Origin of the sequence: Algoriphagus terrigena DSM 22685, from assembly GCF_000429445.1 — a bacterium.
GTDB classification, from domain to species: domain Bacteria; phylum Bacteroidota; class Bacteroidia; order Cytophagales; family Cyclobacteriaceae; genus Algoriphagus; species Algoriphagus terrigena.
The window spans coordinates 327,809-354,772 of sequence record NZ_AUBW01000003.1; the positions used below are offsets into that span (position 1 = coordinate 327,809).

Here is a 26,964-nt window from a genome sequence, read left to right on the forward strand (position 1 = left end):
CAATTATCTTCCAGCTGCGTGCAAAAGTTAAATCAACCGAAGTGAATATCCTATCAGAAAAGTTTGAAGCCTGGATTCGGGACATGTTTGCCAGTCGGCAAAAAAAGGAGGTTTGTTACCATAACATCGGCCATACGTCCTTTATGGTACAGAAAGTTCGGGAAATGGGAGAGTTTTACCAGTTTTCTGATCAGGATCAGGAAGATTTGTTTTACACCGCCTGGCTTCATGATGTGGGATATTGGGATGGGGGCGCAGAGGGACATGAAGCACGTGGGGCTGAGATGGCGCAGGATATTTTGACTGACTTTGGCCTACCGCAGAGTCGGATCGACCGCATCAAAAATGCGATCATGGCAACCCGGATGCCCCAGTCTCCCGCGGACCTCTTTGAGTCCATCGTCTGTGACGCAGACCTGTATCACCTCGGCACGGAATCCTACTACGATCAAACGCTTTTGCTTAAATGCGAAAACGAAAATGCAGGAACACATCCCACGGATCTAAGAGACTGGCTGGTCGAATCCAGCAAATTTACCCGCAAGCACCGCTACCATACCAGCTTTGGGCAGCGCTACCTCGAGCCGGTGAAAAGGGTCAATTTGAAGTATCTGGAGCTGAAGATCGAGCAACTGGAGTCAGAGGCCCACGGCGGGAAGGAAAAGAAAAAGGACAAGAAGGAGAAAAAGGACAAGTCCAAACCCGAGCGTGGTGTGGAGACGCTCTTTCGGGTGACTTCGGCCAACCACATGGAGCTGTCGGCGATGGCGGATACCAAGGCCAACATCATGATCTCGGTCAATTCGATCATCATCTCTATCGTCGTGACGATCCTGATCCGGAAGCTGGAGGAGTTTCCCAACTATACCATCCCGGCGATTTTGCTGATCAGTACCTGTCTGATCGCCATGGTGTTTTCCATCTTGGCGACCCGGCCAAAAGTAACCAAGGGAGTCGTCACCAAAGAAGATATTGCCAATAAGGAAGGGAATCTGCTCTATTTTGGCAACTTCTATCAGATGTCTCTCGCGGACTACTCAGACGGCATGAGCAAGATGCTGGGAGATTCAGACTATCTCTATGGCACAATGACGCGCGACATCTACTACCTGGGCAAAGTGCTGGGTAAGAAATATCTGATGCTCCGCAAAAGTTATAATGTGTTTATGTTTGGCTTTATCATCTCGGTGCTGGCCTTCCTGATCGCCAGTTTGTTTTTTGAGGCGCAACAATACTAAGCAGATTTGGGGGCTGAGGAGGTCTGATTTTGTATTTCATTTGTCTGACTACCCTGTATTTTCCGGTATCTCAAGGACTTTCCCCTGACCAAAGTTCAAGTCGGGTGCTGTCTGTTGACGGATTATCTACGCAAAACCCCGCTCCATCTTCTTGGACACTATAATGATGGACTACCATGAGTTATTTTTACGCCCATGTAGCGGCGGAGTATTTTGCTGCGTCATGGATGAAAATTGATTAATGAAAGCTGTTTTCCGCTATCTCCTTTTGCTATTCCTTGTGAGCTGTTCCTTGGAGGACCCGGACGACCAGTCGGGACCGGCCGGATTTTACTATGTGCAGGGCCCGGGATATCGGTTTGTAGTGGATATGGGCAAATACCAGCGACTGGATTTCAACCGTAAAGATCCGTCTCTTTGTCAGGTCAGTTTCGAGATTAAGGGTGTCAAAAGAGATGGAAATGAACTATCTCTTGAGATACAACGTCCTAAAGGTTGTACAGGGGTTTATGAATTAGTTTGGGATGGAATCTGGCAGGAATCTTCGCCCCGCAGGATGCAGCTCTACCTCACCGGGCAGTTTACCTCCTGTACCGGAGGTGTTGAGAATGAGATTGATGTGATCAAAGTTGACTTGGCCAAGGCATTGCTTAATGCGCCCGACGATCTGTTTACCATTTACCTCAGAGAGCATTGCGGTTTTCGGGATTTCAACTGCGTCGGAAACTGTGATCTTACCCTTTAAGATGTCAACCGGCAAAGCACGATCTACCGGACATGGATGGGTTGGAGGACGACTGACAGGAAAATTGATTAGAAATAGAATATAGCGGAAAGTTGATTTGAACTGGTCTGACCAAGAGTTGATTGACGGTTGCAAACGTCGGTCAAAAAAACACGAGGAATTTTTTTTCAAAAAGTACTATGGCTATGTCATGGGGATCAGTCTGTCCTATTCCAAAACCCGGGATTTGGCGCAGGAGATCACCAATGACTCTTTTATGAAATGCTTTGACTCATTTCAGAAAATGGACGAAGCACCCTCTCTCAAACCTTGGCTGAGACGGATCGCCGTCAACACCGCGATAGATTACTACCGGAAGGACAAACGCTTCCAAAATCACCAGGAAGCAGATGGCGAGACTCCGGTATTCGATGAAGTATACGCTCCGGATCAATTGGCTTTTGAGGATATTATCAAACTTCTCAAGCTGTTGCCCCAGGATCAACAACTGGTATTCAATCTCTATGAGGTCGAAGGATATAGTCATCGGGAAGTCGCTGATCGGCTCGAAATCACCGAAAGCTCCTCCCGGGTTTACCTGACGCGCGCGAAAACCAAACTGCGTCAGTTGATACAACAACACATGAAAGAATATGCAGGAAGATAAATCATCCAAATGGTTGGCTGACCAGCTGCGAAAGCAGCAGGAAGAAAACCAGCTTCCTTACGAACTGGGGGCTTGGGAGGCTTTTGAAGCCAAACGTTCCGCTTTGGCCAAGAAGAAGACAAACTACTACTGGATCTCGGGAATCGCTGCAGCATTGACACTGCTTGTGGTGGCGGGAGGATTGTGGATTTCGCAGGAGACCACCGAGTCAGGAAGTCCAAAACTAGCTGACCAGATTGCTTTGCAGGAAAAGGCCGTGGAAAATTCCCAAAAAGAAGTCACTCCGATCACATCCGAAACTGAAGTCACCGAGGCGCGAGAACTCCCTCCCCAAAATCCAGAAAAGAGCGAACAAAAGAAGGGAACCCGTTCACCTTTGGCTCAGAGTTCACTTGACCAGCCTACACGGAAGGCAGTGGAGCAACCAACACCAAACCCGGTGACAACCTCGACAGCAAAAGTGGATTCTGGTCTACAGGACTCAAAGTCAACTGAAAGCCGGATGGTCGCGGAGCAGCCGATTAAAGCTGAGGTGCCGGTTAAAGAGGAAGCTGTTCCCACAATCGTGGGAGTAGAGACATTCGTCGCGACTAACGATAAGACAGGAGAGGAGAAAGCCTCACGGCCAGAAGACGTGAAGCCACAAGACGAGAAGAAAGATGTTGCGCTGGCTGTCGTTCCCAAAGATCCTCAACTGAGTGACGAAGAGATCAAGGAAATCCTGGAAACGAAGTCCTTTGCAAGTATCGCGATGGGGGTTTCACCGGGCTTTGGCTCTTCCAGCGGTTCCGAGCAGGCGACCAGCGGATCCAGCGTGGGACTTGGTGTCATGGTTGATATGGAAGTCACAGGCAAACTGATCATGGGATCCGGCCTGGCGGTCAACTACCTCAATCAGGCCAGCGAAAGCCAGAATTACAACTATGGCGGCGCGAATGCCTTAGCATTGACCGTGACTGAGACGGATGAAATCAAGCAAGTGCAAGTGGATATCCCGCTTTACGTGAAGTATCCCATCACCCGTAATCGAGCCATCTCAGTTCAGGCTGGATTCTCCAACCTGATCACGTTCAACCAAGGTGCTGAGCAAGAGTCCTCCTACACCCGACAGGTGGCGGTCTATGACGCCATGGCGTCCAGCTCATTCAGGCTTCAATCTGAATCTGTGACGCAATCCCAGGATCTGAATGTGCCCAATCAGAAATTCTATCCTTTCGCCACAGCCAATCTGGGTGTCAACATCCGCTTGTTTCAAGCCAAAAAGACCAGTTATGAGGTGATGCCTTTTTACAACTACCCACTTCAGGAGTTTTCAGGATATGGAGAAAAGCTCGGCATGTTTGGAGCGTCGTTTAAGGTGAACTTCGGAGCGATGCAAGGGAAATAGTGACAAGATCAATCTGTCAGGAAGCTAGCCAGCTATTGCACGAGCGAATGGGTCGTGAATTCAAAATGAAACAAACCAAAGAAAAATAAACTGAATACTTAACCAACTAGAGCCATCCGGGAGAAATTTCGGATGGTTTTTTATTGTTCGGACGAAGGGTTTCTTCAGCTTCCCAGCCTGGTATTTCAGTCCGTTTGATTGCCAGAAATACCCCCTTCCTTTTCGTTTTTTTTAATTTAACTTCATACGCTAGCCGATCCTGAATATGAAGAGAATTCTACCCTTTTTTTTGATTTGTATTACTGTCTTGTCACTCGGAAATGAGGTACATGCAAAGAATATTTTTCAGGACAGTCCCGCCGTTCAAGCCGATGTGGAGACCGCAAAAAGTGCCGATCCCATCGGCTATCCGGTCTTGGGAGCCATGCAGGATACGCTTTTCCAGATCTTCTCCAGATCAGGTTCACTCACTCCGAAGGATCGGGCCAGTCGAATTTCCAGCAGAATCCAAGTCTTGGCCGAAAATGATCTCTATCGTTCTGATTCCCTGAAGGTAGAGGAGTTGGAGGGGACTTATGATATTCTGTACGAAGACCAGATTATCCTTTCGATTACTGCTCAAGATGCAAAAATCCATGAGATCGGCTTGGATTCGCTTGCCACAGAGTGGCGAGAAGTGATCAACTCGGACCTGCTCCACTATCAGGATGAAAACAGGCTGGAGGCCTGGGCGATGCGGGTCGGGCTGACACTGGCGGCAATCCTGACGGCTATCGGGATCTTCTTTTTTGTGCAGAGAGCTTCCCAAAAGCTGATTGAATGGGTGACCCTCAGAAGGGAGCGCTTATTCAAAAACCTGGCCTACCGGAGCTATACCTACCTGACTCAGGATCAGGAGCTGGCGGTAGTGTTACAGTTGATTCGGTTTTTCAAATGGTTTGTGATTTTGGTCATCTTGTACCTCCTGCTTCCGGTCCTTTTTAGCATTTTCCCCATGTCCAGAGACTGGTCAGAAGCCATCCTTGGGCTGGTGATGAGACCGATCCGTAACGTGCTACATTCGACCTGGAACTACCTGCCCAATCTCTTCAGCATCCTGGTGATCGTCATCTTCATGCGATATTTGATCCGATTTATCCGGTTTATTTTCAAGGAGATTGAAGCGGAGAAACTGGAGATCAACGGCTTTCACGCCGACTGGGCTATGCCGACCTATAACATTGTCCGCTTCCTGCTCTTTGCTTTTACCCTAGTCTTGATCTTCCCTTATTTACCGGGTTCGGACTCTCCGATATTCAAGGGAGTCACGGTGTTTGTCGGTATCCTGTTTTCCCTGGGTTCTTCCTCCGCCGTCACCAATATGATTGCCGGGCTGGTGATCACTTACATGCGGCCTTTCAAACCCGGCGATCGAATCAAGATCGCAGATGTGTCCGGAGATGTCATCGAAAAAACCCTGCTGGTCACACGGATCAAGACCATCAAAAATGAAATCATCACCATTCCCAATGCCTCTGTGCTGAACGGAAATACGGTGAATTACTCGGTGCAAGCTGAGCAGCAGGGGCTAATATTGCACACCACGATCACGCTGGGGTATGACCTTCCCTGGCGCAAAGTTCACCAAACGCTGATCGACGCTGCTCTGGCGACCGATCTTGTGGAGAAGGAGCCCAAACCGTATGTGCTTCAGACTAGCTTGGATGATTTTTACGTTTCCTATCAGCTCAATGCCTACACCAAACAGGCGAGCAAACAGGCCTTAGCCTATTCAGAGCTCCACAAGAATATCCAGGATTTTTGCCGGGATCGGGATATCGAGATCATGTCGCCGCACTATCGCGCCAACCGCGACGGATCGGATATCACCATTCCAAAGCAAGAATTGGATCATGGGTAATTGGATTGATTTCCGTTGGAAAGCTTTGCGCAGGGAAGTTAAAAAAGTCTTTTTGGTCTCTGTTCAAATGAAGTTTTGTTCCTAAAAGTGCTCTGGCACTTTGCAATCCCCGGCTTGCGTACGAAGGAGTCGGAGTGATTTTACGTTTCGGGTCGATTAGATTCAGCTCCGTTTGTACCTTTGTCTCGATTTAAGGATAAACACCTTACCATGAAAAAGACATTTACCCTTCAGTTGAGTCCCGAAGAGGCTTACGATCCGAACGTTTTTGAACGGACTGTTCTCAGCAAAGCCGGACTTGCGGCTGACACTCCCAATGCTTTTGCCCGGCAAATCCGCAGATCCATCGATGCCAGAGGTCGAAGAGTTTTGGTCAACGTCGAGGCGGAGCTTTTCATCAATGAATCGCCTGGATCCTTGTTAGACCATCTTCCAAGCTATCCAGATGTAAGAAATTCCGATCCTATCATTATCATTGGGGCTGGCCCCGCGGGGCTATTTGCTGCGCTGAGAGCGGTCGAACTTGGCGTGAAGCCTATTGTGATCGAGCGGGGGAAGGATGTGAGGACGCGACGGCGTGATTTGGCTGCCATCAACAAAGAGGGTGTTGTCAACCCGGATTCAAATTATTGTTTTGGCGAAGGTGGAGCAGGAACCTATTCTGATGGGAAGCTCTATACCCGATCCAAAAAGCGCGGCGATATCCGTAGGATCATGGAAATCTTCGTGGCACACGGAGCTACCGAGGAGATCCTAGTGGACGCGCACCCACACATCGGCACGAATAAACTTCCTTTGCTGGTTTCAAAACTCCGCGAAACGGTCCTCGAATCCGGTGGCGAAATTCTTTTTGAAACCCGGGTGGACGATCTGATCTTGGAAGGCGACGAGATCAAAGGCGTCGTGACCAATCATGGAGATCAAATCAAGGGGCTGGGTGTGATCCTTGCTACGGGACATTCTGCAAGGGATATTTTCCATCTTTTGGATCGAAAGAAAATTCTGATCGAAGCCAAACCCTTTGCGCTTGGCGTTCGCATAGAGCACAGCCAAAATCTGATCGACAAGATCCAATACCACTGCGAGGTGGATCGTGGAGCGTTTTTGCCGGCTTCGGCTTACTCGCTCGTCCAGCAGACCGAATACCGGGGCAAGCAAAGGGGCGTTTTCAGTTTCTGTATGTGTCCAGGCGGATTTATCGTGCCGGCTGCGACTGCTCCCGGAGAACTGGTGGTGAATGGCATGAGTCCGAGCCGTAGAGATAGCAAATTTGCCAATTCCGGGATGGTCGTTTCGGTGGAACTGGAGGACTTGCCGGAGTATCAGAAGTTTGGCGCACTGGCTTCCATGCACTTTCAGGCTGATGTGGAAAAGAGAGCTTGGGAACTGGGCGGCAAGACCCAAGTGGCACCTGCTCAACGGATGATGGATTTCGTCAACAGGAAGTCCAGTTCCACTTTACTGGATACCTCCTATCAGCCGGGCTTGGAATCGGTCGAGATGAGAGAGGTCCTGCCAGACTTTATCTCTGCAAGATTGGCCATGGCTTTTAAGGCTTTTGGACAGAAAATGAAGGGCTATCTCACCAATGACGCCCAGCTGATCGGTGTAGAAAGCCGCACCTCCTCGCCGGTCAGGATTCCCCGTGACCGCGAATCCTTCGAGCATCCTCAGATCAAGCGGCTTTATCCCTGCGGAGAGGGTGCAGGCTATGCAGGGGGAATCGTCTCAGCAGCGATGGATGGAGAGCGCTGCGCTGAAAAGCTGATTGCGGCCTATGTGAAGGCGTAATTAAGTGCCGAGATTTAAGAAGCAAGAGCCAAGAAACAAGAGTCAAAGATCCAAGTGAAGAACTTCGGTCTTCCGTCATCCAACACCGGACATCTGTCTCTTCATTCCCCTATGTTATACTCCGGTTTCCAGTCTTTGATCTCGCCCGAGTAGAGCGATTCATTGGCCAAGGCCACTGAGATGGCTGTTTTGCCGCCGGTATTGACATTGGATTCCGGCATTTGAGCCGTTGCCACAGATTTATAAAATGCCTCCAGGGCATAGATCGTCCCGTCCTGAGTGGGCTCCTTGGTGAGCTGGATGCCTTTTTTATCAGCCGCCCAGATCAAGGGAGTGGCGCCGCTGACACCGTCGACTTCCTCCAGCGCCGCACGGCTTTCGGGTTCGGGATAAAACATCCCCTCGTTGGTCAACAAATTGATCATGCCCTTGGAACCCTTAATCATGAAGGAATACCCTTCATGCTGGTTGGCGCAGGTGGCGCCGAAGTTGCCGACCATCCCTGCATCGTCGTATCTCACGGTCAGTTGGACATTGTCAAAGGTCTCGCGTCCGTCTTTGTAAAAATCGATGCCGCCGGTGCTGTAGAGGCTGCTTGGGCTGGTTTCAAAAGCCCAGTGGATGAAGTCCATCTGATGGGAAAGCAATTCGGCCACGAGTCCTCCGGAGTAGTCTTTGTACATTCTCCAGTTAATCTTCCGTTCCAGAGAGGGATCGTGAACAGGTCTCTTCCAGTTCCAGTTTCGATCCCAGCGCGCATCGATGGACGTAACCTTACCCAGGTAGCCTTTTTGGATGTAATCTTTCACTTTGAAGTAAAGCGGCGAATAGCGGTACTGGTGCCCGACCTGCACGATTTGTTTCGGATACTTTTGGGTGATCTTCTCAAGTTCCAAGGCCTGATCCAGCTGAAAAGTCATGGTCTTTTCGAGATAGAGATGCTTACCCGCTTCCAAGACTGCTTTGCCATGCTCATAGTGAAGGTACAGTGGCGTAGAGACGACGACCACATCCAGGCTTTTGTCTTCGAGCAGTTTTCGGTAGTCTTTGTGAAAGGCGACTGCCTTGCCTGAGCTGGCTTTTTTGGCGTTTTCTAAGCGGAAATCCAGTTCATCGCAGATACTGATGACCTCGTATTTGTCCGAAAGCTTCAAGAGCGTATTGTAGATTCCGGAACCCCGATCACCGAAGCCGATGATTCCCACATTGAACTTTTGATCGACTCCCTTGGCGATGCTCCAAAGGCCTGAACTTCCCAAAACTGCCGTCGCCAATCCGGCTGACTTGATAAACTGTCTTCTTTCCAAAACTTAAGCGGTTTACTTCTCCGGCTAAAATAGCGAAATCGGAGCGGGCAGTGTCCTGATTTTGATAGGAAAGGAAATCAGATTCGGGATAAACTACGCAATCGATTTCATACCTCTGGCCTCACGAAACATCCGGCAGTCGCGTGAATACAGTTTTAACCGCTGTCCGTCATTTTGCGTCAATGCTTCCTGGATACTAGTCAATTGCCTTACCTTTGTGTGTGGAGTTTGCCATAGTAGATATAGAAACAACCGGAGGATCGCCGGCAGGTGGGGGGATCACAGAGATCGCTGTGGTCGTCCACGATGGAGAGGAAATCGTTCGGGAGTTTCAGACGCTGATCAATCCGGGGCAGTCTATCCCATCCTACATAACGGGTCTCACAGGTATCGATAACAGCATGGTGCGCGACGCCCCGACCTTTGACGAGATCGCTGAGGAGCTCTGGGATCTGCTGGAGGGCAGAGTCTTTGTGGCTCATTCGGTTAATTTTGACTACGGATTTATCCGAGAAGCTTTCCTGAAGCTGGGGCGGGAGTTCAAGCCGCCAAAACTTTGCACGGTGAGACTTTCCCGCAAGGCCTACCCTGGACTGACTTCATATAGTTTGGGAAGAATCTGCGAAAATCAAAAAATCCCTATTCTGGCGAGGCACAGAGCAATGGGGGATGCCAAGGCAACAGCGATACTTTTTGACCGAATCATCAAAGATTCTTCAGAAATCGTCTTTTCCTCCCTGAAGAAAAACTCAGGCGAGTCCTTTCTTCCGCCAAACTTTTCGCTGGCTAAGTTTCGCCAGATCCCCGAGTCCTGTGGTGTGTACTACATGATCAATGCCAAGGGGAAAGTCATCTATGTCGGCAAAGCCCTCAATATTCGGGAGCGGTTTAAAGGGCACTTTTCCGGAAGTGTGCTGCCACATCTCAAGCAGCAGCTCAAGGCGGAGGTCACGGATCTGCAATGGAAATTGACAGGCTCTGAGGTTATGGCTTTGCTGGTCGAGACGCTAGAGATCAAGCGTCTGTGGCCAGCATTCAACTCAGCATTGAAGTTGCCAAAGACGCTCTGGGGACTGTTTCATTACCAGGATGGCTCGGGCTATAATCGGTTTCAAGTCGCGAAAGTGACCAAAAATCTCCGGCCGCTGGAGACCTTTTTCTCCTCCGAGGAAGCGCTGCAATTTTTGAAATCGGGGATCGAAACCTACCAGCTCTGTCAAAAACTCTGTGGATTGAGAAAGGTTACCTGCGAAGTGGTACAGGATGAGTCCTGCCTGGGTGCATGCAAAACCTCGGAGCATGCCGCTTCCTACAACGCGCGGGTGGAGGACTTTCTAAAACTGATACTCGAATCAAAAAAGGATCTGATGATCTCGCTGCCTGGAAGGGAAGGGGAAGAGCGAGCCTATTGTTTTTTTGAGGGAGGGATGCTGAGCCGCTATTCTTACCTCACTTGCGACGATTTCCCGGATCCAGATGAGCTGGAGGTCGTCCCAAAAGTCCCCGAGACCTTCTACATCCTGAGGCAGTACATTCATCAGCTGGAAATGGATCAGATTCGGGTGTTTTCGACGCATTAAGGCGGTATGCCTTCCAGATTTACTACTTCCAGACCCACTGAGTTCCGACTTCCCATTCCCCCTCGATCACGCTGTAATAGATCGTGTCCCTCCGCCGTCCGTGCGTGAGCAAGGTGTGGCTTCGGAGCACGCCTTCCTCTACCGCGCCCAGCTTCAAGAGCGCCATTCGGGCGGGCATGTTAAGGACGTCGGTTTTGATTTCAACCCGCTTTAACTTCAGCTCTCCGAAGCAATAGTCGAGCATCAGTTTTTTCATGTTTTGGTTGACGCCAGTTCCCCGAAAAGCCTTGCCTAGCCAGGTCCAGCCGATCTCCATTCGTTGATCTCTAGGCGAAAAAGTCCCAAACGCGGTAGCGCCAGCTATCTTTCCGGTCGTCTTGTCAAGGACCGTAAACTGCAATCGCTCCTGCCGAAAGTGCGGCTCGGCCCACTTCTCAAACTCTGCTCCGATGCTGAGATCAAAGGTGAAATAGATCCACATCGCAGGATCATCTGCAATGGCCTGCAGCGCAGGGAAGTCCTCTCGCGTCATCGGACGGAGCAGGATTTGTTCATTTTCCAAGATCAGGCTGTGATCTACCATCAGCCGAGTACTTCTTTGATAGCCTGATTGTAGAGCGTGATTTCCTCGATCGTGCCGGTGGAGATGCGGCACCAGTCGTTCAGTGGAGGAAACGGGCGGCCGATGATAAAGCCTTTTTCGGCCATCGTTTTGCCGAGCGCTGCGATGTCTCTGCCGGCCTGGAAAAAGACAAAGTTGGCATGGGATTCCAGATAGGGCAGCTTTAGTTCATCTAACGTGCCGGTGATCAGTGCCTTAGCCTCTTCATTTTTTTGCAGGGAAAATTTGTAAAAGTCTTTGTCGGCGAGTGCCGCCTTTCCTGCTGCTATCGCCATAATATTCGTGTTGGCTACGATTCGGTCGCTCAATTTCTTGGCTAATTCAGGCTTCGCTATCAGATAGCCGATCCGAATCCCCGCCAGTCCGTAGACTTTGGAAAGTGTGCGGGATACGACCACGTCGTGGCCTTTTTTGACCAACTCGACCATACTTGGATAGTTGGGTTCGGTGATGTAGTCGTAGTATGCTTCGTCGCTGAAGACCACCGTCTTTTTGCTCACCGTTTCGCAGAAATCCACCACGCGATCAGCAGGCAGAAGCTTACCCGTGGGGTTGTTGGGATTACAGAGGAACACTAGCCCAGTTTCAAAATTGACCCGCTTTTCTATCTCGTCCAGGTCAAAATCCAGGTCCTTGTTGAGCGGAACCCAGTTGATTTCCGTTCCCCAGAGTTCGGCATAATCCATCATTGATAGGAAGGTCGGGGCACAGGTGATGATATCACCACTCTTTCCAAAGGTGAGCCCGGCGACCTTGAGTCCTTCCGTCGAGCCCGCAGTCAGGACTACGTGGTCTATTGGTACACCTTCTTTTTCCGCAATCATCTTGACCAAAGGGGCGTTTTGGCTCCAGGGATATCGACAACCTTCGTCAAATGCAGTCGTCATCGCCTTGCGCATCGATTCAGAAGGACCGTAGGGGTTTTCGTTAGAGCCCAGACGTATCGGTCCGGCCAGCGGGCGGGGGTTGTACTTTCTGATTTCCTCTGCACTGAGAGAGGGGACGATTGCTGCGCCTCCAAGCAGTGCCAACCCGCCTCCCAGCGAAGTAGTTTTTATCCAATCTCTTCTTGATAGACCTTTCATATGATTATAATTTTTTTTCAGAGGCTATATGGAATCTCGCATGGTTGACAATCGTCCCGGTGAGTGACTTTTTTCGTCCTGCTCGATTTCATTGGATATCCGTTTTGATTGTTAAAATACTAAGGTTTTGCCAAGTGTGTTAGAAATATTTCATTTTTGCCGATACTTTATTTAAAGGAAGTTTATGTCGGGAAATGTGCTTGAAAAATGTTTTTATTCTGAAAATTGATTTTTTGCAGAATAATTAATTAAATTATTGGAAGCACAATAAACCCTAAACCCCCAAAAAAATGAAAAAGCTATCAATGCTCTTGCTTTGTGGGTTGCTATGGACGGGAGTTCTCAACGCCCAGCAAACACAGTATATGGTATTCGAATTCATCAAGGTGGAGAAAGACCAGCTTTTTGACTACATCGAGTTCAAAGATCTCATGGAAAAGGTCTATCGACAGGCGCTGACTGACAAGCGGATAAAGGGCTGGGATTTTTGGTCACTTCAGAATGGCGGTGACGAAGCCGATTTTCAATACATCATGGTGACGACCTATGACGATCCTGTCAAGATGATGAACGGCCTCGACGAGGAGTCCCTGATGGAATACACCAAGATTGCCTATCCCCATCTGAGTGCAGGACAGGTACTCACCTTATTTGAGCAGTCGCTGGCGATGCGGGATATGCCGATGCGGCTCTATATGCGTGAGGTTGTGTCGACTGAGGACAATTTTCAATTCAAGCCTGGAGCTTTGGCGTCGTTTGATCTGATGAAAGCAGGCGAAGGCAAGTTCGATGAGTATGAGCAGGCAGAGTCTGACGTGTTTCGTCCGATCCATCAAAAGAGGATAGAGCAAGGTTTGATGGGCCACTGGAGCTTTCTTCGTACAGCACTTCCCCAGGGCTCCGAAGCCAAATCGACCCATTTGACCATGAATATGTATAAGGACTATGTGCAGTTTTTCAATGCGCAGGCTTATGAGGATCTATCCCAAACTGCGGCGCAACGAGAAGCAGTCAATGAAGGCTTGAACTCAAGAGATCAAAAGTGGGTTTATCTCGCAACCCTGGAAAATGTAGTTAGATAGTAGTCCGGTTTGACTATTGATCGGAGAGGCACTCGAAAGAGGCCTCTTTTTTTTGCAATGAAAAAAGCGTTGATATCGAATACACCCTTCAATATCAACGCCTTCGGTGTTGGATGTTCTGTGACTTAGGCGCCTAAGATCGACTTGATTCGTGAGACTTCTTCGATACTGAATTCGGTATTCTGAATCGCTGCAACGTTGTCATCCAGTTGCTCAGGCTTCGATACACCGACCAGTACGGAAGTGATTCTTGGGTCCTTCAGCAGCCAGGCGATGGCCATCTGAGCCAGCGTCTGACCTCTTTCGAGCGCGATATCATTGAGTTTGCTGATCATTTCCAGCTTTCCTGCTTCCAGCTTATCCGCATTCAAATAGCGTCCGTCTTTCGCAGCTCTGGAGTCTGAGGGGATTCCTTTGAGGTATTTGTCGGTGAGCATTCCCTGCTCCAGTGGCGAGAAGGCGATGCTTCCGACGCGCTTTTCGCCCAGGACGTCCATCAGGCCATTTTCTACCCAGCGATCCAGCATGCTGTAGCGCGGCTGATGGATCAGCAGCGGCGTACCCAGCGATTTGAGGATGTCATACGCTTTTGCGGTGTCTTCGGCGCTGTATTGGGATATGCCGACATAGAGTGCTTTTCCCTGCCGAACCAAGTGATCCAGTGCGGCCATCGTTTCTTCCAGAGGGGTATTTGGGTCAGGCCTGTGGTGGTAGAAAACATCCACATAGTCCAGTCCCATACGCTTCAGACTTTGGTCACAGCTTGCGACCAGATATTTTCTAGAACCGTAATTCCCATAGGGACCCGGCCACATATCCCATCCGGCTTTGGACGAAATCAACAGTTCGTCGCGATGGGGCAGAAAGTCTTTTTGCAAGATTCTGCCGAAGTTCTCTTCAGCGGAGCCAAAGGGCGGTCCGTAATTATTGGCAAGGTCGAAGTGGCAAATACCCAGATCAAAAGCTCTTCGCAGGATTTTTCTGCCCAAAGTCAAATCCGCATTGTGTCCGAAGTTGTGCCAGAGACCAAGGCTGATCTCGGGCAGCATCAATCCACTGTTGCCACAATAGCGGTACTTCATTTGATCGTAGCGATCAGCGGCAGGTTGGTAGGGAAGCAGCGGGTTGTGTTCGTTGATATGCATAGGTTATAGGAATGGGTTAAGCAAACCAAAATAAGGCAAGAATCGATGAGATCAAACCAATTCCCAAGACGAGTAAGAAGCTTTTCCATACATAGTTGATCCACTGGTTGTAAGCCACCCCGGCGGCGGCGATGACAGCCATCAGTGCGCCGTTGTTTGGGATGATCAAGTCCATCAGGCAGCCAGCATACTGATAGGTCAAAACAGCGACTTGGCGTGAGACGCCCAGCAAATCAGTCAACGGAGCGGCAAGGGGGATCGTCAGTACGGCCTGCCCGGAAGTGCTCGGGACGATACCGTGAATAAGGGCTTGGCTGAAGAAAATCCCGACAGTCGCGAAGGCCGTTGGGAGCGTTTCCAATGGAGAAAACATCCCCTGAATCAGCGTGTCGATGACTTGGGCTTTCTCCAAAATCAAATAAACACTGCGCGCAAGTCCGACGATAATTCCCGCAAAAATCAACTCCGAAAACCCCTGTGAATAAGCCCGAGCTGTCCCGTTTAGTCCCAGTTTCCCGATCAGACCACAGGAGATGCCGATGACAAAAAACAAGGCAGACATCTCGTTGTATCCCCAGTCTTTTTGAAGGATTCCCCAGGGCATGATGACCATACCTGCTGCGACCAGAGCCAAGATCAACCCGTTTGATCCAGAGATTTTGACCGGTCTGAGTTCCGCTTTTTCAGCATTGAGAGCTTTGGATCTGCCCCACCGGAGGTGAAATCCGGTCCATATCACAAATGCAACGACGGCAAATACGATCCGGTAAGCGAACCCCTGCTCAAAATCTACTTCGGCGATTTTCTGAGCGAGCAAGCCACCAAAAGGATTGATCGGAGAAAAGGATCCGCCAACTAATGCAGAGCCCAGGGAAAGGGAAATCATAGCCCGAATGTCAAAGTCGACCTTTTTGGACAACAAGATCAGAATAGGAACCATCGCGATGACTTCCTCCTGCATACCAAAAGTGACTCCCCCCAAAAAGAAAAAGCCACTGAAGATCACCAACAAAACGGACTGGCTGTTTCGGAAGCGATACACCAGCGCTTCAATCCCCAGCGTGAGCGCGCCGGTTTTTTCCACTACATAGAAAGCTCCACCGATCAGCAGGATCAAGACGATAATGTCGACTCCGGCGATGATTCCCTCGGGTATTGCGAGAAGGGTGTCGTAGAGATTGACGTTTTTGTCTTCGGTGGGATGAAAGCTGCCGGGCACGACGATCTCCCTGCCGGAGTTCTCATCCAATATCCGGTCGAACGTTCCGGACGGAATGACGAACGTCGAGAGAGCCGCTAATAGGACGATACTCAATAAAATGACCAGGGGATGGGGAAAGGAGAATTTCATGGCGGGATTACTGGGCGATTATCTTGAGGATTTCAGACGGGATCTTCTGGCGGAAATCATAGTTGTCTTTGGCGTTGGTGAGCAGGAAAAAGCCGACTTCCAGCTCGGAAGAATAAAACAGGATAGCGCTAAATCCACCTTGCTCACCGAAATGACCGACGAATTGCTGGTCATTGAGGGTGATCTTCTGAAAGCCCGCCGGAGTCTCAGACTCACCCTCAAGCCACCGGAGTTCTTCTGCAAAATTGCCCATGTCGCTCCGACATAGGTGAAGTAGCGCCTTGGACAGGTCTTCCGCTGTCACGATCAATCCAGAGGAGGGAGAGGGGTAGCGCTCAGTTTTCAGCTTCGTAGACTGGAGTCGCTTCCACAGGAAAGTATTCTTGTATCCGACGGTCGGGAAGGAGTCGCTTGGCTCTCTGGATAAAAAATAACTCCGTTCCATTCCGCCAGGGATCAGCGTATTTTGGTGGATCATGCTGTCAAAGGGAACCTTCGCGCAATTCTCCAAGACGTATCCGATGAGATCAAAATTGATGTCGGCGTACTGAGTTTCTTTGTTCTCGTGCGGCGATTTCAACATCTCAGGAAGGTTGCGGAGTTGTCTCTTTTCCTCTCCGACGAGGATATTTTTCAGTTTTCCGCGGTCAGAGAGTCCGGAGGTGTGCTCTAGCAGGTCTCGGAGGGAAATGTCATCAAATTCGGGAGCGAGTTTCCTGTTTTTGGGCAAGAGCAAATTGAAAGCAGTGTCCAGAGAGAGCCCTTTTTCCAAGGCGAAATTTGCCAGACTCAGCGCGGTGAAAATTTTGGAAATGGACGCTACAGGAAGCTCACTCTGAAGTGTCAGCGTGTCCTTGGTCTCGAGATTTCCGTAGCCAAAGGCTTTGAGATAGGTCACTTTGTTGTCCTCAATGAGTCCTAAAGCCACGCCGGGGATCAAATATTGCGTAAGACTTTGGATCAGCAGGGAGTCGATCTTTGCCTCTTTAGATTCAGGAAAAGAAATAGGAGTAAGACGAACCCGCGGAAAGCTTTGCCACCATTCCCAAGCCAAAAAGAGCGCAAGCCAAAAAACGACGGCCAGAATAGAATAGTTGATCTTTCGGTTCATAGACGATGGAGCATTTTTTTGGGAAAAATGCGTCTGGTGAGAAATTGACCTATTTCTGCTATGGCTTGCTTCATCGTACTTGGCGCGGCATCTGCGGAGAACTTTTGTCGCTGTTGAGTGTTTCGGAGGCGAAGGTCACGGTTGGAAAATCAACTCGATGACTCGTTCGGTTTCTTAAGGTAAAGTAAAAAATCCAAAAGCTGGGGGGAAATAGAGGTCGAAGGATGGCTGCTAGAACGGCAGACTATTCAGTTGGGGAGGAGAGAAGGATCTTCTCCAATACTTTCATGCCAGTGCTGGCCTTTTCCTGGATGCAATAGACATCAGTCCCCAGTTGAAAGTCCGGGATTTGAGGGTCGATCAGGAATTTTTTTGCAGCCCGAGGGACATAATCGATCAGACTGGCTGCCGGATAAACCTGCAACGAAGTGCCTAAAACGAGGAAAATGTCAGCCTGCTGTGCGATCCTCATCGCGGGCACCATCATCGGTACAGCCTCGCCAAACCAAACAATGAAAGGGCGGAGTTGACTGCCTTTTTCACATTTGTCGCCGACCTTAATCTCCCAATGATCCAGCTCATAGACCAAGCCCGGGTCGACCGAACTCTGAGCCTTCGTGAGCTCGCCATGAAGGTGGAGCACGTGACTTGATCCAGCCCGCTCGTGAAGGTCATCGACATTTTGGGTGATTATCTGCACGTCGAAGTGATCTTCCAGCCTCGCCAACGCCAAATGCGCTTCGTTGGGTTGGCAATCTCTGGCCTGTCGCCTGCGCTGATTGTAGAAATCCTGTACGAGTTCCCGATTTTTCCGCCAGCCTTCGGGCGATGCCACTTCCATGATGTCATGGTTTTCCCAAAGACCATTGCTGTCTCTGAACGTCCGGATCCCGCTTTCTGCGGAAACTCCGGCACCGGTTAACACGACGAGTTTTTGCATTTTTTTTTCTTCTAAAAGTGCCCTGGAGATCAGGAGGCCTGTATGCTTTCGGCCCTCCGTATCGCCGGTAGTTTCCGACTCGGAATTTTACCCCAGCCCTAAAAATACAAAAACTCTCCCTGGGATTTTAAACCCTGGGAGAGTGAGGTCTTGAGCAACCAGCCGAAGAAAGGCCGTTTGGTCTTTCGAATTAGGTCGAGAGTATATTGGCAACACGCAGATCTTCTTCATCCACTGCTTTGTCGTCGACGATTGCTTTGACGATAGGGGTAAAGACGACTTTGTTGTTGATCATGCCTGCCATTACATCGTATTTGCCCTGCATGAGTCCTTCGACCGCTGCCACTCCGAGCTTGGAGGCGAGGAGTCTGTCAAAAGAAGTCGGGGCACCGCCACGCTGCAAGTGACCGAGAATCGTGACTTTGATGTCGTAGTAGGGAAGAAATTTCTTCACCTTGTCCGCAATCTCTTGTGCTGAACCACTTTTTCCTCCCTCAGCCACAATGACGATGTTGGAAGTTTTCATGGCCTTGGACCTGGACTTGAGCTTGTCTACCAGATTCTCGATGGGAGTTTTGTTTTCGGGAATCAGGATCGCCGCTGCGGCGCTACCGATACCGGCATTGATGGCAATAAAGCCTGCATCGCGGCCCATTACTTCCACAAAGAAGAGTCGGTCGTGGGAGGTGGCGGTATCGCGGATCTTGTCAATGGCCTCAATGGCCGTATTGCAGGCGGTGTCGAAACCGATGGTCGAGTCCGTGCCTGAGAGATCATTGTCGATGGTGCCGGGAAGACCGATAGACGGAATGCCATATTCTTGATAGAACAGATGGGCACCGGTCAATGAACCGTCGCCACCGATGACTACCAATGCGTCGATTCCGTGATTTTGGAGGTTGTTATAGGCTTTTTTACGGCCTTCCGCCGTGCGGAAATCTTCACTTCTGGCAGATTTGAGAAACGTGCCGCCGCGCTCCAATACGTGGGTGATGTTTTTGGAGTCGAGCTTCTTGATATCGTTTTGGATCATGCCTTCGTATCCACGATAGATCCCGTACATTTCAAGATTGTAATAGAAACCGGCTCGGACGACTGCACGGATCGCAGCGTTCATTCCCGGAGCGTCGCCACCAGAGGTGAGGACGCCAATTTTTTTTATGGTTTTAGCTTCCATTTTTAAGATTGTGTTAAAGCTTTGAACATCAGGGCCGCGGATGCAGGGTTGGTTGCCAGCGGGATATTGTGCACATCACAGATCCGCATCAGCATCTGAACATCCGGTTCGTGGGGATGCTTGTCGAGTGGGTCGCGAAAGAAGATCACGGCAGCCAACTTTTTCTCAGCAGCCATCGCTGCGATCTGAGCATCACCTCCCAAAGGGCCGGATAGCAGACGCTCAACTTGAAATCCCGCCCGCTCGATATGTGAGCCGGTGGTGCCAGTCGCCACCAGATCAATGTCAGTTCGATGCAGGGCGTCCCGGAATCCGCTTAAAAAATGTACCATGTCGGCTTTTTTACCATCATGGGCGATCAGGGCAATTTTCATGAATGGGTGATAATAGGTTCGAGTCAAAGTTAGGAAAAATTCGCATTCCCATCCCGTGGCCTACTTTTAATAACATGTATATGTAAATGAGTTAATCTGAATTTTGATTTTACCCTCATTATCAAGACTTTATGAGTGAAGCTATTCTCTTTGGATTTTGGCCTCGGCCTGGCTGTCAATTTTCCCTTCCAACATCAGCAAAAAGGCATATTCGAGTGCCAGCTCTTTCAGCGCATTGAATCTCCCGGAGGCTCCGCCGTGCCCCGCTTCCATGTTGGTTTCCAAAAGCAAAAGGTTCGAATCCGTTTTCATTTCCCGCAGTTTGGCCACCCACTTGGTCGGTTCCCAGTATTGGACTTGCGAATCATGCAGTCCGGAAGTCACAAGTAGATTTGGGTAGGCTTTAGCCTCAATATTATCATAGGGAGAATAGGACAGCATGTAGTCGTAGTAGTCTTTTTCCTTTGGATTGCCCCATTCCTGAAACTCCCCGGTAGTCAATGGGATGCTTTCGTCCAGCATCGTCGTCACCACGTCCACAAAGGGGACATTGGCGATCGCACCGTTGAAGAGCTCCGGTCTCATATTGATCACGGCGCCCACCAGCAGTCCACCGGCGCTTCCGCCCATGGCATACAGATGGGCTGCTGACGTATATTGGTTGTTGATCAGATGCTCTGCACAGGCGATGAAGTCTGTGAAAGTGTTTCGTTTGTTGAGCATTTTTCCCTCCTCATACCAGTGCCTTCCCATGTCCTCTCCTCCGCGGATATGTGCGATCGCAAAGACAAAACCCCGGTCCAACAGGCTGAGTCGGTTGCTGGAGAAATAGGCATCCATGCTATAGCCATACGAACCATAAGAATAGAGCAGGAGCGGATTTTTTCCGTTTTTGGAGAAAAGAGACTTCCTGTACACCAACGAGATCGGGACCAGCGTCCCATCTGCTGCTTTTGCCCAGATCCGCTCTGAATGGTAGAGCGAAGGGTCATGCCCTCCGACGACTTCCTGCTGCTTGAGCAAAGTCTTCTCTCTTGAAATCATATCAAAATCAAAAACCGAGCTTGGCGTCACCAGAGAGTTGTAGCCAAAGCGGAGCAAATCGGTATCGAACTCCGGATTGGTGCTGATCCAAGCGGTGTAGGTCTCGTCATCAAATTCAAGACAAAAACGCTGGCCCTCCCAGGGTTGGATCTGGATTTGGGTGAGTCCGTTGGTACGTTCCTGAGTGACGAGGTAGCGGGAGAAAAGGTCAAAGTCCTCCAGTAGCACTTCCGGACGATGCGCGATGACGTCGACCCAGTGCTCTTTGGCAGGAGATAAAACAGGCGCTTTGACTAGTTTGAAGTTCTGTGCGTCTGCATTGGTTTTGATCCAGAAGAAGTCGCCAAAATGGTCAGCAGCGTACTCGAGGAAAGGGATTCTTTCCTGCAAAACCTGAAACTCGCCGTCAGGCTGATCAGACTTTAGAAATCTCATTTCCGAAGAAATTGTGCTTTCTGAATGGATAAAGAGGTATTCCTCGGTCTTGGACTTGTGAACCATGCAGGAAAACTCGTCGTCGCTTTCTTCAAAAATCAACTCATCCAACTGGCTGTCAGTGCCGAGTTTGTGCTTGTAGACGCGATCAGAGCGAAGGGTTTCGGGATCTTGCTTGGAGTAGAAAAGTGTCTGGTTATCCGCTGCCCAGACGAAATTCCCCGTGATCTCCGGGATCGACTCGGGATAGATTTCGCCTGTTTCGAGATTTTTAAACCAAATCGTGTAGATCCTTCGGCCGACTTCGTCTGCGGCAAATGCCAGGATCTTTTGATCCGGGGTGGTGGAAGTGCCTCCGACTTGGTAAAAGGATTTTCCTTTTGCCAGGTCGTTTACATTGAGGATGATCTCTTCGACTCCGTCGATGGAGTCCTTTTTCCGGCAGTAGATCGGATATTCGTCGCCTTTTTCGTAGCGGACATACCAGAAGTATCCCGATTTGAAGTAGGGAACGGTCTGATCGTCTTCCTTGATCCGACCTTTCATCTCTTCGAAAAGGCTCTTTTGAAATTCTTCAGTCGTCTGCATCACCGATTTGGTGTAAGCATTCTCCTCCTCGAGATAGGCGATGACTGCGGGGTTTTCGCGGTCGTTCATCCAGTAGTACTGGTCGGTGCGAGCGTGATCGTGGATCTCTAAAAGTTGGGGGATCTGGGGTGCAACAGGGGTTTTCATCCGAGGTGATTTTGTTGCAAGGTTAAGGAAAAATCAATGAGCTTGGTTCAAAGTCTCCCAGTCAAACCTTGGTTTTTCGATTGGATGTAAATGATATTTGAGGAGAGTGTTGCACAAAAGCGTTATTTTCAGAATATTGATCTATACTTCAACCAACCGGATACTTTATGGGATTATTGAAAGAGTTTAAAGAGTTTGCTGTCAAAGGCAATGTCATAGACCTTGCTGTGGGTGTGATTATCGGCGGGGCTTTTGGGAAGATTGTTTCCTCTTTTGTCAACGATGTGGTCATGCCTCCGATAGGCATCTTGATCGGTGGAGTTGATTTTAAGCAACTGAAGCTGGTTCTGAAGGAAGAAACCGTCAACGCCGCCGGCGAGGCAGTGGCTGCTGTCACGCTAAACTATGGGATGTTTATTCAAAACATCGTGGATTTTACCATCATCGCCTTTGTGATCTTCATGGCAATTAAGGGGATCAACCGGATGAACAGGAAGGAAGAGGCAGCTCCAGCCGCACCTCCGGCACCGCCTGAGCCAACCCACAGTGAGAAACTGCTGGAGGAAATCAGAGACTTGTTGAAGAAAAAAGAATTGTGATCAGTTTGCGGTCGCAGTAACCTGGTCTTCAGCACGCGGTCAAATGAAAAATCCTTCGGGGTGTGTAAGCCTCGAAGGATTTTTCATTTTAGAGCTAGATCTGCGACTGCAAACTGAGCCCGAACACTGCTCTCACTGACCACTGATCACTGTCCTACTTTCCGTCTCGGCCCCGCTGATACAGTTGCCGGTTGAAATCCCGGGCGATGTTGTTGAGCATCAGGATTTGTTTGGATGTCAGGACTTTGGCAGCCTCGGTGACAAAGATTTGCTCTTCTTTCACCAATTCACCCTGAAGTTGGAGCCTTTTTTGAATCCTGGACTTGGCTTCCTCTTCGCTGATCGTCTCCAAGTCCTTTCCCAGATGGGAAATCTGGCGCATGGTTTTTTCCCGGGAGTCGTTGAATTCATTGAAGATTGGCCAGAATTTTTCGGCCTGTTCTGGCTTCAGATCGATCCGGGTAGTGATGAAGGCGATTCTTGCCGCCTGCAGTTTTTCGCGATCGATCTCGGGTCTCTGTGCAAAAGCACCCCAAGTCAATGCGAAGAACAGAATTAGGAAAGTGATATGATGTTTTTTCATAGCGATTAAAACCAGTTTGATTCATCTTCTACCCACATCTCATCGTAGGCAGGCATTTCTTCTTCAATAATTTGATCTAGCAGGGCGTTGGGATTGTCGGTCAGGCTCAGCACATCCTCTGCAGTCCACACCTGGCTTTCGATATACAGATTTGCCTCCTCGTCCATGGAGATCGGCTGGTCTTCTAGATCGAATCCTCCGAGCTGCCAGGTCAGGCCCAAGCCAAGCAAAACAACCGCCGCGGCAGCATATTTTGTCCAAGAATAGGATCTTCGAGGAGTGGCTTTTGCCAGGATTTGGTCAGGAAGCCGGTCAAAGTAGCCCTCGGGCGTTTGGAAATCTTTGAGTTTTGGCAGATGCTTCATCGTAAGTTAGACTTGGGTGAGAGGATATAGTTTACTCAGACAATACATATTGTTCTATTTTTTTGACAGCATGATGATAGCTGGCCTTCAATGCCCCGACGCTGGTGCCAGTGATCTCTGACATCTGCTCGTAGGTCAGCTCCTCCTGATACTTCAAATGAAAGACCAGACGCTGTTTCTCAGGAAGTTTTAGAAGTGCTTTTTGAAGTCGTAGTTGGATCTCATCGCCATTTAGATTTCCGTGTTGGTCGAGGTAGGACTCCATTTTTTCCTGATGATCCTCGATTGGCAAGAAGAAGCGTTTCTTCTTTTTCTCCAAGAAGCTCAGGGCTTCGTTGGTTGCGATCCGGTACAGCCAGGTAAACAGCGAGGAGTTGCCTTCGAACTTATCCAGACTGCGATAGGCTTTGATGAATGTGTTTTGGGTGAGGTCATCTGCATCCTCGTGTATGATGACCATGCGGCGAATGACATGATAGACCTTTCGCTGGTAGGTTTCGATCAACTGCCTGAAGCCCATTTCCCTGGTAAAGGGAGAGCGGATTTGCTCCAGTATCTGCTGATCGGTTTGGTTCATTCTTGGGTCATTAGACTTGGGGAATGGAGGATGGTTTAAAAATGCTGGATGTCAGGTGTCCAGTGTCGGATGTAAAGCGCACCTGACATCCTGCAGCCGATCGGTTTTGACCAAGTCAAATCTCCAAGATGTAATCCAAAATCCCGGCGTTTTTGCCCTTTGGACGGGTGACCAGCAGCGGCAGGCTATCGTTGAACTGGATCAGGCGCTCCGCCATACTTCCGATGAACAGCGCCGTGGCGGCTGTCCGGCCTTTAGCTCCGATGATAATGGCGTCGGCTTCGATCTCCAAAGCCTTGGACACGATCTCCTGCACGGGATCATCATCGTCGTCTTTGGTGTAGATCGGGGTGATTTTGATGCCTTTGGTGTCGATCTTTCGGATAAATTTCCGGTAGTTGATCTCCGCGTGCATCTTCATGATCTCGGTAAATTCCTCGTAGCTTTTGCCGGTGAAGTGATATCCTGTGGGGACGGTGAACACGTTTTGACAGACGATTTCAGCTTTGCCGCCGTGCCTTGCCACGATCATGATCGCTTCCTCCAGCGCATCTTTGGAGTAGTCTGAGAAGTCGCTGGGGACGAGCAGTTTATTGATCTTTGGTTTTGATCCTTCTGGTACGATCAGGAGGGAGCAGCTGGCTCTTCTGGCCAGTCGCTGCGAGGCCACTCCGGTACCTGGGAGGTCCACCTTGCGTCCGATCAAGATCATGTCCGCGGACTTTTCCTCGGCCAGTTTCAAGACTTTCTTGGAGAGATTTCCTTCTTTGACTACATAGCTGATGGCCAGGCCTTTGATCTCGGGGAAGAATTCATTGACCAGTTTTTCCATGGCTTCCTTCCGCTCGTTGATCATGTTTTCGATCAGATTGGGGAATTCCTCCAGGACTTCCTTAGGGATCGAAAGGTTCTTGATCACATTGGTAAAGTAGATTTTCTTTACCTGATTGACTTTGGCGATAAATACTGCATACTCTATTAATGTCTGATCTAAAGGGGTCTGATCGAGGCAAACAATCAATTTTTTAATCAAGTACATGGTAACCGTGGATTTGCGGTGCAAAGTTATTTGAAGACCTATAATCTATTGAGAAATTCGCAAAATAAAATTCCGATTTTGATAGGCGGACGGGTAAAATCCTCATCCTGACCGGAAATGGTAAGATTTGGGAAGGAATAAAATTTGGAAGAAAACTGCTAAGATCCTGCGACAGGCAAAATTCGCCGCGGCGCACTTGGTTTTTCTACCCGTATTTGCCCAACTCTACGGTTTCGATCCCGTATATTTGTGGAGTCCGGGTCGCCGACTTGTTCAAACTTCACAATTTAATTACGATTACGAGTAAAGCCCTTTCCAAAAACAGGCCTCACCCCGTGAAAGCGGGGCCTCGCACAAAAGGCAGGATAACAGTGGAAGTTTGCGGATTTAAGGCAGCTCAAATCTTGTCAGTACGGAGGTTTGTAACACTCTAAGGCCCGGACTTTTTTAACCTTGATTTGATCCAGCTCCATTCTTCTTTTCCCACTCCAAGGAGCCAGGACATTCCCACAAACACACCTACTATCAAGACCGATTTGATGGGTATCATGAACAGGGGAGCGATTGCTTCACTTTTGAAAAACATCATCGAAAATGCCGGAACTCCCACCAAGAGGATCTTTAGGGTTTCCTTACTGAAGGGATTGAGCTGAAGGCGAATTTTCAGATAGAAGTACTTCACCAAATTGAAGGCCAGCATCACGCCGGCGGAACCGATCGCCGCACCCTCAATGCCAAAGACCGGGATGAGCCAGTAGTTGGCTGCGATGATCAGGATGCTCATACCGATCGTCAGGACAAGGTTGAATCTGTAGTAGCGGGAAAAGACCAGAATCTCTCCGTTGACAGAAAAGGCGACATCGAGGATCTTGCCCAGCGCGATGTAAAAGACCACCCATTTGCCTGCCTGGTAGATTTCCCGGTTTGGAACAAAGTGGTAGATGCTGTCGATGTTGCACCAGATCAGTGCGAAGAGCAGCAGACAGATGTAGAGTTGGCGGTTTGAAATCTGCCGATACAGACCGTTGATTGCATGGATCTGATTCTTGGCAAAATGGTCGGCGATGACTGGCATCGCCACCTGCGAAATCGCCCTTCTGGGTAATTCTACGACCAAAGCCATATAAAAGGCAATCGAATAGATGGCGTTGGCCTCCAGACTGACCATCGAGCTGACCATGATGCTGTCGATCTTCATGATCAACGTGGAGGCGGCCGTTGCAAGAAAAGTGACCAAACTAAAACGGATAAATGAGGACCTAAATCCCGGTGGAAAGTGGTTCCAGTTGAAATCGAGCTGGATTTTTCCCAGCCAGATCAGGTAGATCAACACTGCAAACAGCGCTAAACCGTAAACCACGACCAACCCTTGCATTACCTGATCAAAATTGATCCATCCCAGCAGATATACCCCCACCAGAATGGATGTGAGCAGTCTAAGGAATACTTCTCTGAAAAACGTCGGGATGGCAACTTTGACATAAGATCGGCTGTAGGCATCCAAGACGCTGCTTAGTAATGCAAACAGCGTAACCAGTAAGACAACCCCCAGGAAATTGATCACTTCCGGCGAATTGGTGGCGAACAGGCCGATGAGTTGGTCTTGGAAGCCAAAGAAAATCCCACTGACTGCGCCGAATCCCAACAGCGAAAACGCGAGACTGTAGGAAAGAAAGGCAGATTGGTTTTGCTCGAGTTTTGGAAAAAAACGTGTGATCCCATGTCCGACTCCCAGCTGGGCGAAGGGCACAAACAGCAGCCCTAGATCCTGAATCGTCCGGAAGGTTCCCAACTCGGTGGCGTCCAAGGCGTAGGGATAGAGCCAAAGTACATTGATGTAACCCAAGACCACTCCGACGTAGGAAAAAATGGTGGTTTGGATACTTTGTTGGGCGATTTTGCTCATTGTCGAAAAGTAGAAAAAAACCGGGGATTCCTTCGAATTCCCGGCTTTTTAACCCGGATTATGCATTAGGATTCGTAGCGAGGGTTCAAACAGCAAGAAAATCAGTCACTTTGGAGATCGAAGCGTAGCACCGCTACGTTGAGATTGAAAAGTGAAGCGTAGCTACTGATTTTGAAGCTGTTTGGAGCCGAAGTAGATTT

24 protein-coding genes are annotated in these 26,964 nt (G+C 49.4%); 9 read left to right on the forward strand and 15 right to left on the reverse strand.

Features of this window, described 5'->3' with window-relative positions; all coding sequences use genetic code 11:
* Positions 1-41: 41 nt before the first annotated feature.
* From G459_RS0101415 to G459_RS0101440, 6 genes are all read left to right on the forward strand, one after another.
* Positions 42-1,238: a Pycsar system effector family protein gene (locus G459_RS0101415; RefSeq protein ID WP_026966031.1), complete on the forward strand. Its 1,197-nt coding sequence runs from the start codon at positions 42-44 to the stop codon at positions 1,236-1,238.
* Positions 1,239-1,479: 241 nt separating this feature from the next.
* Positions 1,480-1,983, forward strand: coding sequence for a hypothetical protein (locus G459_RS0101420; RefSeq protein WP_026966032.1), 504 nt, complete (start codon positions 1,480-1,482; stop codon positions 1,981-1,983).
* Positions 1,984-2,101: 118 nt separating this feature from the next.
* Positions 2,102-2,629 carry an RNA polymerase sigma factor gene (locus G459_RS0101425; protein ID WP_281171881.1) on the forward strand — a complete coding sequence of 176 codons (528 nt, stop codon included), beginning with the start codon at positions 2,102-2,104 and terminating at the stop codon, positions 2,627-2,629.
* Complete coding sequence (locus G459_RS0101430; protein WP_026966034.1) at positions 2,616-4,016, forward strand: hypothetical protein; 1,401 nt, start codon at positions 2,616-2,618, stop codon at positions 4,014-4,016. Before G459_RS0101425 ends, G459_RS0101430 begins: the two co-directional genes overlap by 14 nt.
* 265 nt (positions 4,017-4,281) lie before the next feature.
* Positions 4,282-5,916: a mechanosensitive ion channel family protein gene (locus tag G459_RS26600; protein WP_051315021.1), complete on the forward strand. Its 1,635-nt coding sequence runs from the start codon at positions 4,282-4,284 to the stop codon at positions 5,914-5,916.
* A gap of 210 nt (positions 5,917-6,126) precedes the next feature.
* Positions 6,127-7,707 (forward strand): NAD(P)/FAD-dependent oxidoreductase, encoded by a 1,581-nt coding sequence (locus G459_RS0101440; RefSeq protein WP_026966035.1) that lies wholly within the window; start codon positions 6,127-6,129, stop codon positions 7,705-7,707.
* Between the two features lie 101 nt (positions 7,708-7,808).
* Here G459_RS0101440 and G459_RS0101445 read toward each other — a convergent pair whose 3' ends face one another.
* Entirely contained in the window at positions 7,809-9,014 is a 1,206-nt protein-coding gene (locus tag G459_RS0101445; protein ID WP_026966036.1) for a Gfo/Idh/MocA family protein, read from the reverse strand.
* A 221-nt stretch (positions 9,015-9,235) separates the two neighbouring features.
* Here G459_RS0101445 and G459_RS0101450 point away from each other — a divergent pair, with 221 nt between their 5' ends.
* Positions 9,236-10,594, forward strand: coding sequence for an exonuclease domain-containing protein (locus G459_RS0101450; RefSeq protein ID WP_026966037.1), 1,359 nt, complete (start codon positions 9,236-9,238; stop codon positions 10,592-10,594).
* Positions 10,595-10,616: 22 nt separating this feature from the next.
* Here the strand turns inward: G459_RS0101450 and G459_RS0101455 are convergent, their stop codons facing one another.
* Both G459_RS0101455 and G459_RS0101460 read right to left on the reverse strand, forming a co-directional pair.
* Entirely contained in the window at positions 10,617-11,177 is a 561-nt protein-coding gene (locus G459_RS0101455; protein WP_026966038.1) for a GNAT family N-acetyltransferase, read from the reverse strand.
* Complete coding sequence (locus G459_RS0101460; RefSeq protein ID WP_026966039.1) at positions 11,177-12,301, reverse strand: pyridoxal phosphate-dependent aminotransferase; 1,125 nt, start codon at positions 12,299-12,301, stop codon at positions 11,177-11,179. The genes G459_RS0101455 and G459_RS0101460 overlap by 1 nt, the downstream gene beginning before the upstream one ends.
* 290 nt (positions 12,302-12,591) lie before the next feature.
* On the opposite strand from G459_RS0101460, the gene G459_RS0101465 reads away from it, so the two are divergent.
* The gene (locus G459_RS0101465; RefSeq protein ID WP_026966040.1) at positions 12,592-13,383 is read left to right on the forward strand and encodes a hypothetical protein; all 792 of its coding nucleotides are present in this window, start codon (positions 12,592-12,594) and stop codon (positions 13,381-13,383) included.
* Positions 13,384-13,508: 125 nt separating this feature from the next.
* Here G459_RS0101465 and mgrA read toward each other — a convergent pair whose 3' ends face one another.
* From mgrA to G459_RS0101500, 7 genes are all read right to left on the reverse strand, one after another.
* A complete protein-coding gene (gene mgrA / locus G459_RS0101470; protein WP_026966041.1) occupies positions 13,509-14,528 on the reverse strand; it encodes an L-glyceraldehyde 3-phosphate reductase in 1,020 nt (339 codons plus the stop codon).
* Between the two features lie 16 nt (positions 14,529-14,544).
* On the reverse strand, positions 14,545-15,879 hold the full coding sequence (locus G459_RS0101475) for a YfcC family protein (RefSeq protein ID WP_026966042.1): 1,335 nt from the start codon (positions 15,877-15,879) through the stop codon (positions 14,545-14,547).
* A 7-nt stretch (positions 15,880-15,886) separates the two neighbouring features.
* Entirely contained in the window at positions 15,887-16,990 is a 1,104-nt protein-coding gene (locus tag G459_RS0101480; RefSeq protein WP_026966043.1) for a serine hydrolase domain-containing protein, read from the reverse strand.
* A 244-nt stretch (positions 16,991-17,234) separates the two neighbouring features.
* Positions 17,235-17,930 (reverse strand): SIR2 family NAD-dependent protein deacylase, encoded by a 696-nt coding sequence (locus G459_RS0101485; protein WP_026966044.1) that lies wholly within the window; start codon positions 17,928-17,930, stop codon positions 17,235-17,237.
* Between the two features lie 190 nt (positions 17,931-18,120).
* Positions 18,121-19,107: a 6-phosphofructokinase gene (pfkA, locus tag G459_RS0101490; RefSeq protein WP_026966045.1), complete on the reverse strand. Its 987-nt coding sequence runs from the start codon at positions 19,105-19,107 to the stop codon at positions 18,121-18,123.
* Positions 19,108-19,109: 2 nt separating this feature from the next.
* Positions 19,110-19,481, reverse strand: coding sequence for a methylglyoxal synthase (locus G459_RS0101495; protein WP_026966046.1), 372 nt, complete (start codon positions 19,479-19,481; stop codon positions 19,110-19,112).
* A gap of 141 nt (positions 19,482-19,622) precedes the next feature.
* A complete protein-coding gene (locus G459_RS0101500; protein WP_026966047.1) occupies positions 19,623-21,695 on the reverse strand; it encodes a S9 family peptidase in 2,073 nt (690 codons plus the stop codon).
* A gap of 167 nt (positions 21,696-21,862) precedes the next feature.
* Between G459_RS0101500 and mscL the strand changes: the two genes are divergently transcribed.
* Positions 21,863-22,294, forward strand: a complete 432-nt coding sequence (gene mscL / locus G459_RS0101505; protein WP_026966048.1) for a large-conductance mechanosensitive channel protein MscL — start codon at positions 21,863-21,865, stop codon at positions 22,292-22,294.
* A gap of 154 nt (positions 22,295-22,448) precedes the next feature.
* Here mscL and G459_RS0101510 read toward each other — a convergent pair whose 3' ends face one another.
* The 5 genes from G459_RS0101510 to G459_RS0101530 all read right to left on the reverse strand — a co-directional run bounded on the left by G459_RS0101510 (position 22,449) and on the right by G459_RS0101530 (position 26,764).
* A complete protein-coding gene (locus tag G459_RS0101510; RefSeq protein WP_026966049.1) occupies positions 22,449-22,877 on the reverse strand; it encodes a hypothetical protein in 429 nt (142 codons plus the stop codon).
* A 5-nt stretch (positions 22,878-22,882) separates the two neighbouring features.
* On the reverse strand, positions 22,883-23,242 hold the full coding sequence (locus tag G459_RS0101515) for a hypothetical protein (RefSeq protein ID WP_026966050.1): 360 nt from the start codon (positions 23,240-23,242) through the stop codon (positions 22,883-22,885).
* Positions 23,243-23,273: 31 nt separating this feature from the next.
* Complete coding sequence (locus tag G459_RS0101520) at positions 23,274-23,819, reverse strand: RNA polymerase sigma factor (RefSeq protein WP_026966051.1); 546 nt, start codon at positions 23,817-23,819, stop codon at positions 23,274-23,276.
* 115 nt (positions 23,820-23,934) lie between these two features.
* Positions 23,935-24,858 carry a universal stress protein gene (locus G459_RS0101525; protein ID WP_026966052.1) on the reverse strand — a complete coding sequence of 308 codons (924 nt, stop codon included), beginning with the start codon at positions 24,856-24,858 and terminating at the stop codon, positions 23,935-23,937.
* Positions 24,859-25,288: 430 nt separating this feature from the next.
* Positions 25,289-26,764, reverse strand: a complete 1,476-nt coding sequence (locus G459_RS0101530; RefSeq protein WP_026966053.1) for a lipopolysaccharide biosynthesis protein — start codon at positions 26,762-26,764, stop codon at positions 25,289-25,291.
* Positions 26,765-26,964 lie beyond the last annotated feature (200 nt).